Annotated in this window: 12 protein-coding genes; 3 read left to right on the forward strand and 9 right to left on the reverse strand. The window is 32.4% G+C overall.

Going from position 1 to position 16,170, the window contains the following annotated elements:
* Positions 1-56: 56 nt before the first annotated feature.
* The 3 genes from ACFSTE_RS15580 to ACFSTE_RS15590 are packed head-to-tail and all read right to left on the reverse strand — an operon-like array spanning position 57 to position 1,621.
* A complete protein-coding gene (locus ACFSTE_RS15580) occupies positions 57-536 on the reverse strand; it encodes a GNAT family N-acetyltransferase (protein ID WP_378253801.1) in 480 nt (159 codons plus the stop codon).
* Positions 533-1,051, reverse strand: coding sequence for an alpha/beta hydrolase (locus ACFSTE_RS15585; protein ID WP_176026927.1), 519 nt, complete (start codon positions 1,049-1,051; stop codon positions 533-535). The genes ACFSTE_RS15580 and ACFSTE_RS15585 overlap by 4 nt, the downstream gene beginning before the upstream one ends.
* A gap of 39 nt (positions 1,052-1,090) precedes the next feature.
* On the reverse strand, positions 1,091-1,621 hold the full coding sequence (locus ACFSTE_RS15590) for a GNAT family N-acetyltransferase (RefSeq protein WP_176026926.1): 531 nt from the start codon (positions 1,619-1,621) through the stop codon (positions 1,091-1,093).
* Between the two features lie 493 nt (positions 1,622-2,114).
* Between ACFSTE_RS15590 and ACFSTE_RS15595 the strand changes: the two genes are divergently transcribed.
* The 3 genes from ACFSTE_RS15595 (at position 2,115) to ACFSTE_RS15605 (ending at position 8,650) form a co-directional block, all read left to right on the forward strand.
* On the forward strand, positions 2,115-3,590 hold the full coding sequence (locus tag ACFSTE_RS15595) for a helix-turn-helix domain-containing protein (RefSeq protein ID WP_378253802.1): 1,476 nt from the start codon (positions 2,115-2,117) through the stop codon (positions 3,588-3,590).
* A gap of 584 nt (positions 3,591-4,174) precedes the next feature.
* Positions 4,175-7,186 carry a SusC/RagA family TonB-linked outer membrane protein gene (locus ACFSTE_RS15600; protein ID WP_378298249.1) on the forward strand — a complete coding sequence of 1,004 codons (3,012 nt, stop codon included), beginning with the start codon at positions 4,175-4,177 and terminating at the stop codon, positions 7,184-7,186.
* A gap of 18 nt (positions 7,187-7,204) precedes the next feature.
* Positions 7,205-8,650 (forward strand): RagB/SusD family nutrient uptake outer membrane protein, encoded by a 1,446-nt coding sequence (locus ACFSTE_RS15605; protein ID WP_378253806.1) that lies wholly within the window; start codon positions 7,205-7,207, stop codon positions 8,648-8,650.
* A 177-nt stretch (positions 8,651-8,827) separates the two neighbouring features.
* On the opposite strand, the gene ACFSTE_RS15610 is transcribed toward ACFSTE_RS15605, so the two are convergent.
* The 6 genes from ACFSTE_RS15610 to ACFSTE_RS15635 all read right to left on the reverse strand — a co-directional run bounded on the left by ACFSTE_RS15610 (position 8,828) and on the right by ACFSTE_RS15635 (position 15,967).
* Positions 8,828-9,460 (reverse strand): class I SAM-dependent methyltransferase, encoded by a 633-nt coding sequence (locus tag ACFSTE_RS15610; RefSeq protein ID WP_176026922.1) that lies wholly within the window; start codon positions 9,458-9,460, stop codon positions 8,828-8,830.
* Positions 9,461-9,466: 6 nt separating this feature from the next.
* Complete coding sequence (locus ACFSTE_RS15615) at positions 9,467-11,455, reverse strand: DUF349 domain-containing protein (RefSeq protein ID WP_378253808.1); 1,989 nt, start codon at positions 11,453-11,455, stop codon at positions 9,467-9,469.
* A 143-nt stretch (positions 11,456-11,598) separates the two neighbouring features.
* On the reverse strand, positions 11,599-12,327 hold the full coding sequence (locus ACFSTE_RS15620) for a shikimate dehydrogenase family protein (RefSeq protein WP_378253810.1): 729 nt from the start codon (positions 12,325-12,327) through the stop codon (positions 11,599-11,601).
* A complete protein-coding gene (locus tag ACFSTE_RS15625) occupies positions 12,324-13,352 on the reverse strand; it encodes a DUF368 domain-containing protein (RefSeq protein ID WP_378253812.1) in 1,029 nt (342 codons plus the stop codon). Before ACFSTE_RS15625 ends, ACFSTE_RS15620 begins: the two co-directional genes overlap by 4 nt.
* Positions 13,353-13,361: 9 nt before the next feature.
* Positions 13,362-14,327: a DUF368 domain-containing protein gene (locus tag ACFSTE_RS15630; RefSeq protein ID WP_378253814.1), complete on the reverse strand. Its 966-nt coding sequence runs from the start codon at positions 14,325-14,327 to the stop codon at positions 13,362-13,364.
* Positions 14,328-14,578: 251 nt separating this feature from the next.
* The gene (locus ACFSTE_RS15635; RefSeq protein WP_176026917.1) at positions 14,579-15,967 is read right to left on the reverse strand and encodes a tetratricopeptide repeat protein; all 1,389 of its coding nucleotides are present in this window, start codon (positions 15,965-15,967) and stop codon (positions 14,579-14,581) included.
* Between the last annotated feature and the right edge of the window lie 203 nt (positions 15,968-16,170).

Consider the following 16,170-nt stretch of genomic DNA (forward strand, 5'->3'; position numbering starts at 1 on the left):
AATTCAATTAGTGAAAAAGAGGCTGTAAGGGCGCAATACTTACGGCCTCTATTTATTTATTGTAAGTTAAGTTGCATAATATACTGGTCACCTATAGGACCTGTAGCAGTTTTTTGAGTATCTGAAAAACCGCATTTTAAGTAAAAATGATAAGCATCGATATTTCTTTTGTTAACAACCAAAAATACGTTCTTGATATTTTCAAAATAAGAATTGATAAACTCGGGCAATTCTAGCATGGCTTTTTTTGTAAACCCTTTTCCCTGAAAAGAAGGATTAACCGATAAAGCTCTAAGAAGTAGTACATTCTTTTGATCCGTATAGGATTTAATATCATTTCCACTATCCAAAATAAAAAGCCCGATAGCCGTACCCTTATAAAGTATAGAAATAAGCTTCTTTTGAGGGGCATTCACTATAGCGGCATCAGTTAGGAGATCACTTGGTAATGCAGTGAACTGAAGTTGCTCCTCATTCAATGTATATGTTTTTAAATCAGTATCGTGTTTTGGAGAATAGAGTTGTAAGGTAATCATTTGTCATTGGGGTTAATACAATGTTTTTTTAGAAAATTAGAAAATAATGCCTCTATAGAAGTAATTGCGTCAGTCAATCTGTGGTCTCCATTAATAAGATGTAAATCACAATGAAGTGATTGAGCAAACCGAAGTGAATGGTTAGGAGAGATAACAGTATCTTTCCACCCATGAACAATCTCAATATGTTTTGTTTTTGGTATAAAATGTTGTTTTTGATACCCGTTAATATACAAAGCAGGAGCCATCAAAAAAATAGCTTTGGGAGAAATCGTTTCAGAAGCAGCTAAGGATACATATCCCCCCATGCTGGAACCAACTAATATGTAAGGTGTTCCTTTCTCCTGTAATTGAATATACTTAATCAGAAGATCAGCTCTCTTTTCAGGGCATGAAATAGCAGTATAATCAATACTGTAGATGCCACACCCCATATCTTTTGCAATAGCAGAAAGCCTCTTTATTTTATATCCTTTCGGACCACTTTCCTTACCGTGAGAGAAATAGATATTCATTAATTAAAGAATGATAAATGTTATAGAAGAGTAACAAATTTAAGGTGTTTTTTTAATAGAGAAAACAATATTATGAATATTATCAGCATCTTTTTTATCAGTAATCAACGAGAAATTATTTTTAGTTAATAACCTCTTGGAAGCAATATTTTCTCGATGCGTATAAGCTTCTATTTTCTGAAGATTCAAAACCTGAAAACCATATGTAAGTATAGTCTGTAGGGCTTCTGTCATAATACCTTTGTTTTGATAAGTAGGGAAAAGATCATATCCAACCTCTGCGGTAGTGTAATCTTTTGAGAAATTCCATAGACAGATAGAACCGATCATTTTATTTTGCTCATCTTTCGAGGTAATCCCCCAATAGATATTCTTTTTTTGCTTAAAACCAGTTGATATTTTATAAATAAATAACTGTGCTTCTTTTTTGTTTGTAGCAGCAGGTCGAATTACATACTTATTTACCTCCTTATCAGATCGCAAACCGATAAGAGCTTCATAATCGTCAAAGGTTGTCTGTTTTAATAATAATCGTTCGGTACTTAATGTGGGGAAAGATGTAGGGATCATTTCAAATGATTGATATATTTTAATTAATGATTTTTATTGTTGTTAAGGAAACGTAGATAATAGCTATTTCTTTTGGTTTTATAGAGTTTTTTTTAAGTGTTAATTTTTTTAAGAATATTTAATATTAATGAGTAATTGACTTAATTATTGGTTAAAAACTAATGATTGTGTTTGAATTGTGTTATAAGTATTATTTTTTTGTTAAAAAAGTATGTATGCCTTCTTTGGAATGGAAGAGGGAATAAGAGATGTGAAATTAACTTTTGTTTCAAAAGTGTAATTAACAGTTGTTAGTTTTGGAAGCTTTTAGCGTCTATTTTTAGAAAAAGGTAATTGATCTAAAGTGTTATAGATACATAACCAGGGAAAATAAAACTTCAATTAAGGGCTAGGGAAGGGCTATTAAAGGAAGCAAAAAGGTAATTGTAATATTAATATATCGATGATTCAGTGGGGGAGCAAAATTTTCAATTTAAAGAAAGCGTACTGTAATATGCTATTTCTTTTAATTTTTGTAGTTTTTAGTGGTTTTAGATATGTATATAGTCAAGAAAATAAAAATACATATTCTTTTGTTTCTTCTGAAGCAGTGGTAGTTGAAAAGAATAATTTTTCATTAGACTCATTAGCTTTTTTAAAGAATATGGCATTGTATTATGCAGACAAACAAAGAGATGTTTTAGCGAGTAAGTATATAGATAAATATATTAAAAGGAGTTTAGACGTTTCTTTTCTCTCAGAGAAAAAAATTTTGAAAATAAAAAATTCCGAGAAATTTATAGAATTAGAAAAACTGTATTCAAAAAGAATAGATATATGGTCTTTACTCTGTTTTTATGTTGGTTTTGTAGGAATGTTTATAGCTATTGTATTAAATTTTAGAAAAAAAACAGATAAAGTCGCTAATTTATTGATTAGTATAATAGTACTTCAACATTCTTTAAGTATAATATATATAGGTTTTGTGTTGACTAATTATAATTTTGAATCTCCTCATTCCCTTTATGTTACTACCTGGTTTTCTATGTTGTACGGACCAATTCTTTATTTGTATTTTAAGAGAATAACAATAGGCTATACCTTGCAAAAAAAAGATATGTTACATGGTATTCCTACCATTATGTGTATTTTGTTTTTGTTACCTGTATATGGGTTATCTCCAGAAGAAAAACTACGGATTTTAATAACTAGAGATTTACCTTATAGTGGTGTACTTTCTTTATTAAAATGGGCTTCTATTACTATTTATGGAGTTATGGCAATTCAACTTTTTATAACTTTTGAAAAAAGAATAGGAGAGAACGTGAATAAAATCTGCAAATGGAAAAGGTATATTATCTTTTTTTGGGGAACATATATCGTTTCTTATACCATTTATGCGGTTCTGTTAGAAACAGATTTAGTAACAGAAGTATTGTATTATGCACAGATTGTATCAATTACTTTATTAGTAATGTACATAGGATATATGACATATATATATCCAGATATATTCGGAAAGGTGAAGCTTGAAGAGGTATCTGGAACAGGAATTAAACAAAAAGAAAAAAGCAAGTCGATAAAGAAATACAAAAATTCAGGGCTTACTAAAAATTACTCAATAGAGTTGAAAAACAGATTATTGTTTTTGTTAAATGAAGATAAAGTATTTAAAAGAAATGATTTAACTCTTCAGAAGTTATCAGAGATGTTAGGTACTAGCAGACATAATACCTCACAAATTATTAATGAGCATTTTAGACTTAATTTTTTTGAATTGATAAATTCATATCGAATAAAAGAAGCAAAGGAAATTCTTAGAAACGAAGGGTATAAAAATATAAATATTATTGATGTAGCTTATGAAGTGGGGTTTAATAATAAAGTTACATTTAATAAATCCTTTAAAAAATACAATAAGATTACCCCTTCCGAATATATAAAATCATCAGCTATTAAAAGAGTGGCGGATATGAATTCACTTTCTTAAAAACAAACATTTTTAGTTTTTAATGTAAAAAGATCAAAATAAATTATCTCGATGCCAAGTATAAGAATTGAATGTTACTTCAAAGCTTACTTCTAATAATTTACAACCTACTTGATGATCGAAAAATACACTATCCTTTATCTTAGAATTAAGTTCTGATAAGGTAGTTTAGCTCTCATTTTTTTTAATTAAAATATTACGAAACTACCTGTTTTTTCTGCAATCTAATTAAAATACTTTCTTGAAAAGAGAAATCACATAGGTATAAGTGTATACAAATTATTTGAAAAAATGAATTTTAACTTCTAGTAGGATTTTTCTTGGTTTATTTTCAGATAATAGAGTAACGATTCTTCGGGATAGGTAAAACCTGATAAGGATTCCCTTGATTATTAGTGCTTATCTTTTTTTTTGTAGCGATAGATATAAAAAAGGATTGATGAGATTGAGATAGAACACAAGACTTTGTTCTTGTTTTATCGATTTGTTTTAGTTAGCCAAAAAGAAACAACTTGTCGTCCTTATTTTATCTATCTATATACGAAAACAATAAAATGTAACTTAATTTTTTGAATTTTTTATTTATGAGAGTACATCATTACAAAATGTTGGTGCTAGCATTGTTTATGTCATGCATAACTTTTGCTCAACAGAAAAAGATTTCAGGAACAGTAACTGATGATAAAGGTCTGCCGTTACCTGGGGTCAATATCCTTATAAAAAATGTAAATAAGGGAACTCAAACAGATTTTGATGGTAATTATTCTATAGAAGTTAATAAAGGAGCGGTAATATCTTTTAGCTTTATAGGGTTTAATGAACAAGAAATTGTTGTTGGAGATCAAAATGTAATTAATATTCAATTGTCTACTGCTGCTGCAGAATTAGATGAGGTAGTTGTGGTAGGTTTTGGTTCTGTTATAGAAAAAAAACTAGTGCAAAGTGTAGGAACAGTTAGAAATTCTGCGATTGAAAATATTCCTGCAGTTACAGCACAAGAATTACTTCAGGGACAAACTAGTGGAGTTCAATTTACTCAAAGTTCAGGAATATTAGGAGCTGCCAATGTAATTCGAGTAAGGGGAGTTTCTTCTTTAAATGGAGGATCGCAACCGTTAATTGTTATTGATGGAGTACCATTAAGTGATGATAATAACACCTTTGATTTAGGAGGTAATACAGGCTTAAATCCAATTGCAGATCTTAACCCGCAAGATATAGAATCCTTTTCTGTGCTCAAGGATGCTGCAGCAACTGCAATATGGGGTTCTAGAGGAGCAAATGGAGTTATTTTAATTAAAACAAAACAAGGAATACGAAATACAGATACCCGGGTAAACTTGGATATATGGTCATCCTTTACTAATGTAACCGATGTGGTAGATATATTCTCTACAGAACAGTATACAAATTATAGATTACAAAGAGGGGTGGCAGGAGCTTCTGGAGGGATAGCAGATGTATCTGAAATTCCAACTGGAGGAACAGATTTTGTTGAGGTAGCTACACCAACAGGGTTTTCTCAAAACTATAATATTTCAGCTACCGGGGGGGGAGAAAAAACATCTTTTTTCTTAGGAGCTGGATATGCAGACTTAGAAGGAGGGGTTCTTGGTAATGAGTTAAAAAGAATTAATACAAGAGTAAATGTTGATCATAAAGCGAATTCGTGGTTAAATTTAGGAGTAAATTTATCAGTAACAAATACGATAAATGATAGAATTAATACTGAGAATTCTGTTTTTGCCCCTCTTACCTCTTCGTATTTGATATTGCCGTTTTTGGAATCAAGGGATGATGAGGGGAACTTTAATACTTTTGGATTTGTTCAAAATGTGGAAGCGATAGAGGCATTGCAAAAGAATAGAGTAAAAAACACAAGGGTTCTTGGGAATATTAAAGCAGATATCCATATAGCAAAAGATTTAGTATATCGTCCTTCTTTTGGAATTGATAGATCACAAATAGATAACTTTTTGAGAACACCGGAGGTATTAGATGCCTCGCCAGATGGAGGGATCACTCCGGGAGGATCAGCAAGGAATTTTATAGCTAATGATAATCGATTTATAACAGATCATACATTGAGTTTTAATAAAAACCTTGCTGATATACATACAATTGGTGCTATTGTGGGGATTTCATATCAAGAAACAACTTTTAATAATATTGATGTAAGATCAGAAAGCTTTTTGTCTGATGATTTAATTAATGTAGGGAATGGAGCAGTGCCTACAATTACAGACCAAAACCGAGCAAGAAGAAGTATTTATGGAGCATTTGGTAGAGTGAATTATGATTATAAAGGAAAATATTTAATAGAAGGTTCTTATAGAAGAGATGGGTTTTCAAGATTTGGAGAAAATCAACGTTTTGGGAACTTTTTTTCTGTAGCTACAGGTTGGATTGTATCTGAAGAAAGTTTTTTACAAGAAGTAGATGAAATAAACTTGTTAAAACTAAGAGCAAGTTACGGGACAACAGGAAATGACAGAATTGGAGGATCATTTCCTTCTCTTGGGTTGTTTGGAGATTTTAATTATAACGGAAATGGAGGGTTAGCACCTGTTCAACCTTCTAATCCAGACCTTACTTTTGAAAAAAGTGCTACATTGGATTTAGGATTGGAATTGGGGGTTTTTAATAATAGTATCAGTTTAAACCTTAACTACTTTGTAAAAGAAACAACTAATTTACTACTTCCTGTTCCTGTTACCCAAATTACAGGTTTTAATGCAATTAACCAAAACGCAGGAGAACTAGAAAACAAAGGATGGGAAATTGGGTTAAATACCAGGAATATTAATACGAAAAACTTTAGCTGGAATACTGATTTTAATATCTCCTTTATCGATACAAAAGTTAAATCATTACCTGGAGCAGCCTTGTCTAATGAAGGTCGTTTTATTGAAGGTAGTAATGCTCAACGTGCGATTGAAGGGTTGTCTACAAATAATTTTTATTTAGTTCGTTATCATGGAGTTAATCCGGATACTGGAGAAGCTGAATTTTTAGATAAGGAGGGAAATGTAACTACTACTCCTAATTTTACAGATGATCGAGTGGTAGTAGGTGATGCATTACCAGATTTTTATGGAGGAATTACGAATACTTTTAAGTATAAAAATTTTGATCTTAACTTTTTAATGTCTTTTACTTATGGAAATGACATTTTCTTAAGAGGGCTGCAATTTTTAGAAGCACCAAGTGCTGTAGGATCGTTTAATCAATCCCTTAATGTTTTGAATTATTGGAGACAACCAGGGGATAATGCAGATTTTCCTAGGCTGGGTAGTGCTACAGAAGCTAATTTGAGACAAAACTCTACTAGGCAATTAAAAGATGGGTCATTTTTACGTATGAGAAATCTTACTTTTGGATATACATTCCCTAAAAACCTATTTAAGAAAAGTGTATTTAATAAGATTAGAGTGTATGCGACAGCCAATAATTTATTCGTACTTAAAGGAGAAAAAGATTTTGATGGTTTTGATCCAGAAGTAACAAATAATATAGCGCCACTTCAACAGGGAGAAACATTTTTTACAGCGCCTCAAGCTAGACAATTTTTAATTGGAACAAGAATTACTTTTTAGAAAAAATAGTACAGAATTATGAATACAAATTTTAGACAATACAATATATTTTTCTTCACATGTATACTAGCATTTTTTTCTGGTTGCAATGATGAATTAGAAATTAACCCGGAAGATAACCTTACAGGAGACGTTGTTTTTTCATCAGAATTTGCCATTCGGGGAGCAGTAACGGGTTTATATGGGCAAGCTCTGGAAGGGGATGCACTAAATGGAAATAGATACGCTTATACAGGAATTCAATCTGATGAGCTTTCTTTTGTAGGTTCTTTTCCTACTTTGATTAATGTTTTTAACTATGATACACAGGCTGTAAATGGAAGTACAGCAGCATTGTGGAGTGAAGGGTATGAGATTATTAATAATGCTAATTTTATCATAACAAAAATTCCTGATATTAATATTCAGGATTTTACTGAAGAGGAAAAAGGACAGGCTATTGCAGAAGCAAAATTTATGAGGGCTATGATGTACTTTGAACTTTCTAGAATATATGGACAACCATTTCAATTTGATAATGGAAATAGCTTAGGAGTCCCTATTTCTACAATACCATTTGATGATACGGCAACTCCGGATCAATTTAATATTGCTCGTAGCTCATTAAATGAAGTGCATGGTTTCATAAAAAACGATTTAGAAGATGCAATTCAGGGATTAGCAGAATCGTCTGATAATACAAGAGCTTCTAAAGGAGCAGCTCAAGCGCTGTTAGCCAGATTACATTTATATAGAGAAGAGTGGAATGAGGCAGCAGATTTGGCAAATGAAGTGATAAATTCAGGGGAGTATGCTTTAGCTCAGGATTATACATTTTATAAATCATTATCTAATGAAAATATATTTGTATTAGCAAATAACTCTAATAATAATGCAACAAATACAGGAAATGGAGCTAGTTTGATAAATTTTGCGAATCCAACCCCGCTTCCTGGGAGAGGAGATATGTACTATTCAGATTTTTTAGTGAGTAGTTTTGAAAGTGGAGATATAGCTGCTTCTAATTCGGAAGGAAGAGATCTGAGGTTAGTGCAAGCTTCCAGAGTAGGAAATAATGCAATTGAAGAAGAACGAATCTTCCAAGATAAAGTAGCTCCGTCAGGGCTCAACCCTTTGCCTGTCATTAGAATTGCAGAGATGTATCTCATAAGAGCAGAAGCTAATTTAAGAGGAGGAACTTCTATAGGTGATACGCCGGTGAATGACATCAATAGAATAAAAGAAAGAGCTGGTTTGGAAACAATAGCAACGATTACCCTTGATGATATACTAGAAGAAAGGTTAAAAGAATTCGCAGTAGAAGGACATAGAAGAATGGATTTGTTAAGAAATAGAAGAGCTCTTAGACAACCTGGTGATGCTCAGTTTACAGTATCTCAGTTTGGAGCAGATAAAACAATATTCCCTATTCCTGCTGCACAAGTTAATATAACTCCTTTATTGGAACAAAATACAGGGTATTAAGAAGTATACGAATCATACTTTGTACAATAAAAGATTTATGTAATCACTTATTTAAACTAATTTTCATTTTAAAATAAGGTGACTCTACTGAGTCACCTTATTTTTTGTGATATACTACAGAAAGTCGATTGGAGGGAAAAGGAAAATACTATATATTATAATAAAACTCTTATGAATCTATTTTAGAAAGGTAATAAGATTTTTTGTCAGAAATAGCTCAGAAAACCCTATGTTTTTTTGTATCCATAGTAAGGTATTCTCTGAATAAAAAAAGACATGAGTAGGGTCGTTTTTATACCACCAGGTTTCGAATTTTACACCCGGTTGATAGAGAGTTGTTTTACAGAATAAGCGACCACCGGGAACTAATAAAGAATGGAGCATATTAAATTCCTTAAAAGGGGTATAAAAATGCTCCATTACTTCACAGCATACAATATAGTCGTAATTACCGGATAAAGCGTTTTGGTTTGGATCAAAATAAGGGTCATAGGTCGTAATATCATACTTAGAATCTCTAAGTAAACTTGTAATCACCGGACCACTTCCACTTCCATAGTCTAATCCTTTGTGTTGTTTTGAATAATGTGTACGTACGTCTTCTACTATAGGGCTAACAAATTTCTGGTAGCCTATATTATGGATATCATTATTATGTAATTCATACCGGGCTTTTTCTTCCTCAGCAGATAAAAAATAGATAGCATCTAAGAATACCCCATTGCATGTAGGGCAATTATAATATGTTTTTTGCTGAATTTTGGAAAAAATATCAAGACAAGCTGTATTACATAATGGACAGCACGGCATAGATATTTATAACGCTTTTAGCTTATTTAGCTTCGTTTTCCAAACCTCAAGACTTTCTCGGTGTTTCGCAATGTTTTTCTTAACATCTAATACCATAGGATTGTCATCCTTAGCATTTTTGAAGAACTGTAAGTTGTTTTCTAACTGCCGGATCTCATTGTGTACTTCTTCGATTTTTTTACGAATGAAGTTTTGTTCATTTCTAATAGCACGCTCGTCATTCTGATTAGAAAGTGCATTTAGCTTGTTTTCATACTTAATAAGTTCAGTTTCCTTTCGGCTCATATTCAGTTGACCAAATAAATCATCCAGGATTTTATTATAATCGTTCTCAATACTTTTTTTGTTAAAAGGAACTCTTCCTATTTCTTTCCAAGCAGCAATATTTTCTTTTATAGTAGCCAGATCGCTTTCAGGATTACCAGATAAAGTAAGGTCTTTTAAAGCTTCTATATGTTGCTTCTTTTTCTCATAAGCAGCAGTTTCTTCTTTATTAGCTTCGTCTCTTTCTGCATGAATACGGTCGAAATAAAAGTTACAAGCATCTTTAAAGCGTTTCCATATTTTATCACTCTCTTTTCTGGGAACATGTCCGATTTTCTTCCAGTCAGACTGGATTTTTTTCATTAGAGGAGTAGTAGAGGAGAAATCATCATTATCCTTATTGTCCTCTGCAATTTTGATCAGCTCTAATTTTTTATTTAGATTCTCGAATTGATCTTTCTTTAAATTTTTATAAAAAGCATTTTTCTCTCGGTTAAAATCCCGAATGGATGTTTTGAAGAGCGTCCAGGTTTCTTCATTGACATTACTAGGGACTTTTCCAGCTTTAAAAAACGCTTCTCTGAGAGCCTCTATTTCCTTAATTTTTTGTTGCCAATCATTATGACTTTTAGAAGGTTTAGCCGCAATTTCCTTTATTGAATTGATGATCTCAGTTTTAACTTCCAGGTTTTTTTCATAGACTTTATCCTGTTCTCTGAAATAGCCTTGTCTGTTCTCATGGATTTGTTTGGTAAGAGCACTAAATTTCTCCCAGATAGGTTCTCGGTATTCTTTTGCCACAGGACCAAGATCTTCTTTCCACATTTTATGTAAGAGCTGTAATTCTCTAAAAGCGCGATTTACATCTGTTTCCTGAGCTAATTCAGTAGCCCTTTCTATAATTTTTAATTTCTGATCCAGATTGTGTTTAAAATCTAAATCGCGAAATTCTCTGTTGAGGTGTAAGAAGTCATAAAAGTTCTCAGTATGGTGATGATACGTATTCCAGACTGTGTTATACTTATCTCTTGGGATTGCTCCGGCATTACGCCATCTTTCCTGTATACTTTTGAAATGATTATAGGTAGAATTGATATTCTCATCAGCATTGAGTAGCCCTTTTAATTCTTCTATGAGGTCAAGTCTCTTTTGTAAGTTAGCCTGAAGATCTTTTTTGAGATTTTGATAAAATGCATTTCGCTTTTCTTTATAATCAAAATACACAGAATTAAATTCTTTCTTTACAGGGGTAGAATAATAGAAATCAATCAAATTTCCACCATCAGCAATAAATTCCTCTCTTTTTTGTTCGAATTCTTCATTGAATTTATTGTTGAATTCCAGTTTTATTTCTTCTACATGTTCTTTTATTGCCTGAACCTTTTCATTTTTGATTAAAAGCCTAAGCTCTTTAATCAATTCTTCTTTGCTCATGGCATGATAATCCTTTTTTTCGATGTCATGTTTTTCGGAAATTCCTTCATCTTCACTTTCTTCAGCAACAGCATTATCCATTTGCGCTTGAATCTCATCGTTGTTTTTGTCCACTTTTTCCATTTCCTCGTCATTTGTAGGAGAAACTGCTTCAGGAGCGGTATTGTCAATATTGTCAGTTTGTTCTGCATTTGCAGAAGAAATCTCATTAGCTGAATTATCGACAGTAGCTTCTATTGTTTCTACCTTATTATCCTTATTTCCATCTGCTTCAGGCAGGTTATCATGTGTTGACATCGCTTAAAATGTTTATTGTTTGTCTTAACTTACTGATTGACTAAGATACTAACATCTGCTAAAAACTCAAAAGGAATTCTTTTATTTGGCATTTGTATCTTTTTGATTTTTATGTTCTAAAGAGGTTTTGAAGAGCTATTCTGTTACGAATTCCAGATTTCCCAACCTTTTTGTGCTTGTAAAATTAACATTTGCAAACCATTAGAGGTTGTGGCTCCCCTTTCTTTCCCTTTTTTCATGAATTCAGTCTCTTCAGGGTTGTAGATGAGATCGTATAAAACGTGTTTTTCAGAAATGAATTCATAAGGTATATCCGGGTAATTATAAATGTTAGGGTGTGTTCCCAAAGGGGTGCAATTTATAATGAGTTTGTATGCCCGAATAATATCTTCATCCAGATCTTTGTAATGAAGTTCTTTAAAATCGGGATTTCTGGAAACAAAGGAGTATTGAATGTTTAATTGTTCCAAAGCATAGGCAATCGCTTTGGAAGCTCCTCCAGTACCTAGGATTAATGCTTTTTTTATTTCGCTATGGAGTAATGGTTTTAGCGATTCGGTAAAACCATAATGATCACTATTATAGCCGATAAGCTTGTTGTCAGCAGTAAATTTGATCACATTTACAGCTCCTATTTCCTTTGCTGTCGGATCGAGGGCATCCAGAAAATGAATAATTTCCTCCTTGTAGGGAATTGTTACATTAAGACCTTTTATTTCATCCGAGTCTAATATTTCTTTTACATCATTAATTTGAGCGATATCAAAATTTCTATACTCGCATGATAAATTTTCGTTTTTGAATTTTTCAGAAAAAAAACTCCGAGAGAAAGAATACCCTATGTTCTTACCCAATAAACCAAATGTTTTCATTTTTTAGAAGATTTACGCGTTTGTTGCCCATACCATTCCAAGTATATAACGATACCAATACCGAATATGATGAAAAAGAGAGCGATATATGTTTGAAGAATTGAAAAATCTGGGAGATAACGATTGTAGTTATCCAGAATTGGGTTGCCATTCGCATCCAAGATATGAGAATTGGTAGCATCCATTTTGAAAACTTTTGTTTTCCAGGGCCATACAACACCTAAAGAGCCCGTTATGAAACCAATAATGATGGCAAAAGTAGCATTTTTATAACGTTTCAATACATATCCCAGAATATGAGAGAGTGAGACTAGACCTGTTATAGATCCCAGGCTAAATACAATAAGAACTTTGAGGAGTCGAATGCGTTCCCCGTCTTCCAAAAAAGAAGTATCCGCATTTATTAAGTCTTTGATAGTATCAAAAAGGGCATTGACAGAGTCAACGAGCAATAGTACATAGTTGCCTAGCAAAATAAGGATAAAAGAACCGGAGAGTCCAGGTAATGTCATTCCAGAAACTCCTATAATCCCGCAAATAAATACAAACCATAAATTGTCATTTTCTTTGGCAGGTTCTAATAAACTAATGCTAACTCCTACAATAACCCCTACCAGAATAAAACAAATATTTTGCTTACTCCAGTCGTTAAAATCTTTAATGATATAATAGATTGATCCGATAATCATCCCAAAAAATGAAGACCAGACAAATAATTCATAGTGAACAATTAGGTAATCTAACAGCTTAGAGACACTAAAATAACTAATCAGCATTCCTAAGATTAATAAACCTAGAAATTTTCCGTTTATATACCGCCAAAAACTGGAAAATCTAAAATTGATTAGAAGTTTAAAAGCTTTTAGGTTTATTTTTTGCAAAGAGTAAATAAACTCTTCGTAAAAACCAGCCACAAAAGCAACAACCCCTCCGGATACCCCAGGCACTTTATTAGCAGCACCCATTAATAATCCTTTTATCACTAAGAAAAATTTATCCCGAAGCGTACGAGTATCCTGTGGCATAGTAATGAGTTATTGTTCTTTTTTTACGGCAAGGCGTTCCAGTGTAAAAATTAATAAAAAACCTAAAGAAACTAGTAGAATAACCAGAAATATTTTAGGATCTCCTTCATATGTTGTAGGAAGAATACTTTTCTCTATAAATGGAACTTTAATTCCTTCTGAATTTACTCTCCAGGAAAGTACTTTTTTCCAGGGCCATAATTTATTCAGAGAACCGATCATAAAACCTGTAAGAATTGCTAATGTAATGTTCTTGTGGTTCTTAAACATCCAGTTTAGGATTTTGGAGAATAGTTTTAACCCTATAAGGGCTCCAATACCGATAATGATAATTTTACTTAGCGATTGGTAAACGGCATCAAAGTCTAGGTTGATAATCCCATTTCTCAATTGATTTAATATATCGATAAATGTTTGATAAGCCCCAAGTATTAAGAGAATAAAAGCTCCGGATACTCCCGGTAAAATCATAGCAATAATTGCTATAAACCCACAAAATAATAAATACCAGTTATTTTCAGGGGAACTTAGCGGTTCTGCAACTGTTAGAAAATAAGATAGAACTGCTGCTACAATAACACTGATTATCGTTTTTGGACTCCAGGAATTTATTTGTTTTCCTATATATAAAATACTAGCGATAACTAAACCAAAAAAGAAAGCCCATAAGAGTAAAGGCTGATGATGTAACAACCATTTTATAAGTTTAGCAAGAGACAATATACTAATCACTATCCCTAAAAATAAGGCGACTAAAAATGATAAGTTATAGGATTCCCAGGCAGAGAATAGCCCGTCTTTTCTCCAGGTTTTGAAAAATTTAATGTCCAGTCTATGAATGGTTTCTATAAGTTCTTCATAAATTCCGGAAATAAAAGCGATGGTACCTCCAGATACTCCAGGAACCACATCGGCAGCTCCCATGGCTAGTCCCTTTAATGTAATTATAAGGTAGTCCTTAAGACTTCGTTGCATTCTCTTTGTTTTTAAAGATTAAATGTCAAACAAATGTATGCAATTTTCAGGGGAAACCTCTGATGAAAAAAGAGGCTTTTTATTGAGGAGGTAAGATTTTTATACCAGAAAACTGAGGGAACGATTTACTACAGGTTTTAGCAGTATGTTTACTATGCGTAATCTTTATCTAGTTATGAGATAATTGGTATATAAACAGCTTGTGAGCTGATTCGGGTTGATACTATTTTTAATATTTGTCTATAAGATGTTTACTGATATTCAGAAATTATATTTTTTACTAATGATAGGTTGTAAACTGTTTCGAATAATTCTTCAAGAACAATGGTGTACTCTCTATCCAGGCGCAACGCTTTTCTCAAATGGGATTCTCCTTTGGACAGTTCTTGCGTTTCATAGTACATACCGGCTAATCGATAGTGGATTTCTGCGTTATCAGGATAAAACTCGATCGCTTGCTTTAGGTTGATAATAGCAGCGTTAGATTCCCCCAGAAATCGTAAAATATCAGAGCGATTGAGCCAGGTATCTAATTCATAATTTCCAAGTTCAATTGCTTTTTGGTAACCCGTTTCTGCTTCTTCAAAGAATGCGAGTCGATTATTGATCTTAGCATATCTTTTCCAATACAACACATTTTCACTATCAATACTAATAGCCTTATTTATATAATAGAGTGCTTTTTGATAATTGCGCTTTCTCATATAAAAATCAGTAATTGCAATCCAACCTTTATCCAGTAGGGGGTCTTCATGAACCGTTTTGGAATAATGCTGTATAGCCAGGTCATCACTTCCCAGTTTTTCAAAACACTTTCCTATACGCAATAAAGCAAAAGAGGTAGGGTCATCTAGTTCGAGTGTGATTCTATAGTTTTCAATAGCTTCGTTATAGCGTTTTAATTTTTCCAGTACTTTTCCTTTTTCCAGATAGGCACCGATAAAGTATTCATCACTGATGATGGCAAAATCAAAAGCTGCTAATGCTTTTTTGAACATTCCCAGGTCATAGTATTGCTTTCCTATTTGATGCCATGCGACTTCGCAATATGGGTTTTTGTCGAGAAATCGATTCAGGTATTCTATAGCTTCTTCATGTTGTTCGAGGAAATCAAAGCAATAGATGATATTGTATAAGGCAGAGTAATCTTCTCCATCAGCCTCCAGGCATTTCATGAAGTTAATTTTGGCATTCTCAAAATCATCCATAAAAAGATATTCCATTCCTAATAAAGAAAATACATCGGCTTCATTAGAAGTGTAACTCAGCGCCATAAATAATAAATCAATGGCTTCTTTATGTTTGTTTTGTTTGGAAAGGATATTTGCTTTTTGGATATAAATTTCTTCGTTTTCAGGCTCAATAGCATGGAGTTGAGCAAGTAAGGTATCTGCTTTTTCCAAGCGATCCTCAAATACCAATACCTCTACCTGTAAGAGTTTTAAATTAACGGATGAAGGATGTTGAGAAAGACTTAAGGAAATAGCTTTTTTAGCTTTGGCTATTTTTCCGTTTTCTAAATAATGATGAATAATTGATTCAAATTCATTAGAGTCAAAGAATTTGACATCATTCGATCGTAACATGGATTCGTATCGTGTAAGTGATAAGTTATCCTCTTCTTCGTGGTTAAATTTCATACATCTTAAGTATTAGGTCATTATCTAAGATGAATAGTGAAATAAAATGACTTTTAACCGTTAGGAAAAATCTAGCCCCTGTAAATATTCCTTATTAAGTTACTATTTTTATTTCGCTTTCCAAAATAAATTTTGGTGATACTGCTCTATTTCTTATTTAAAATTACAAATGATTTTTATTGAAAAATCAGCTGAATACTAAT

This window comes from Aquimarina hainanensis (genome assembly GCF_042684685.1).
Classification (GTDB): domain Bacteria; phylum Bacteroidota; class Bacteroidia; order Flavobacteriales; family Flavobacteriaceae; genus Aquimarina; species Aquimarina hainanensis.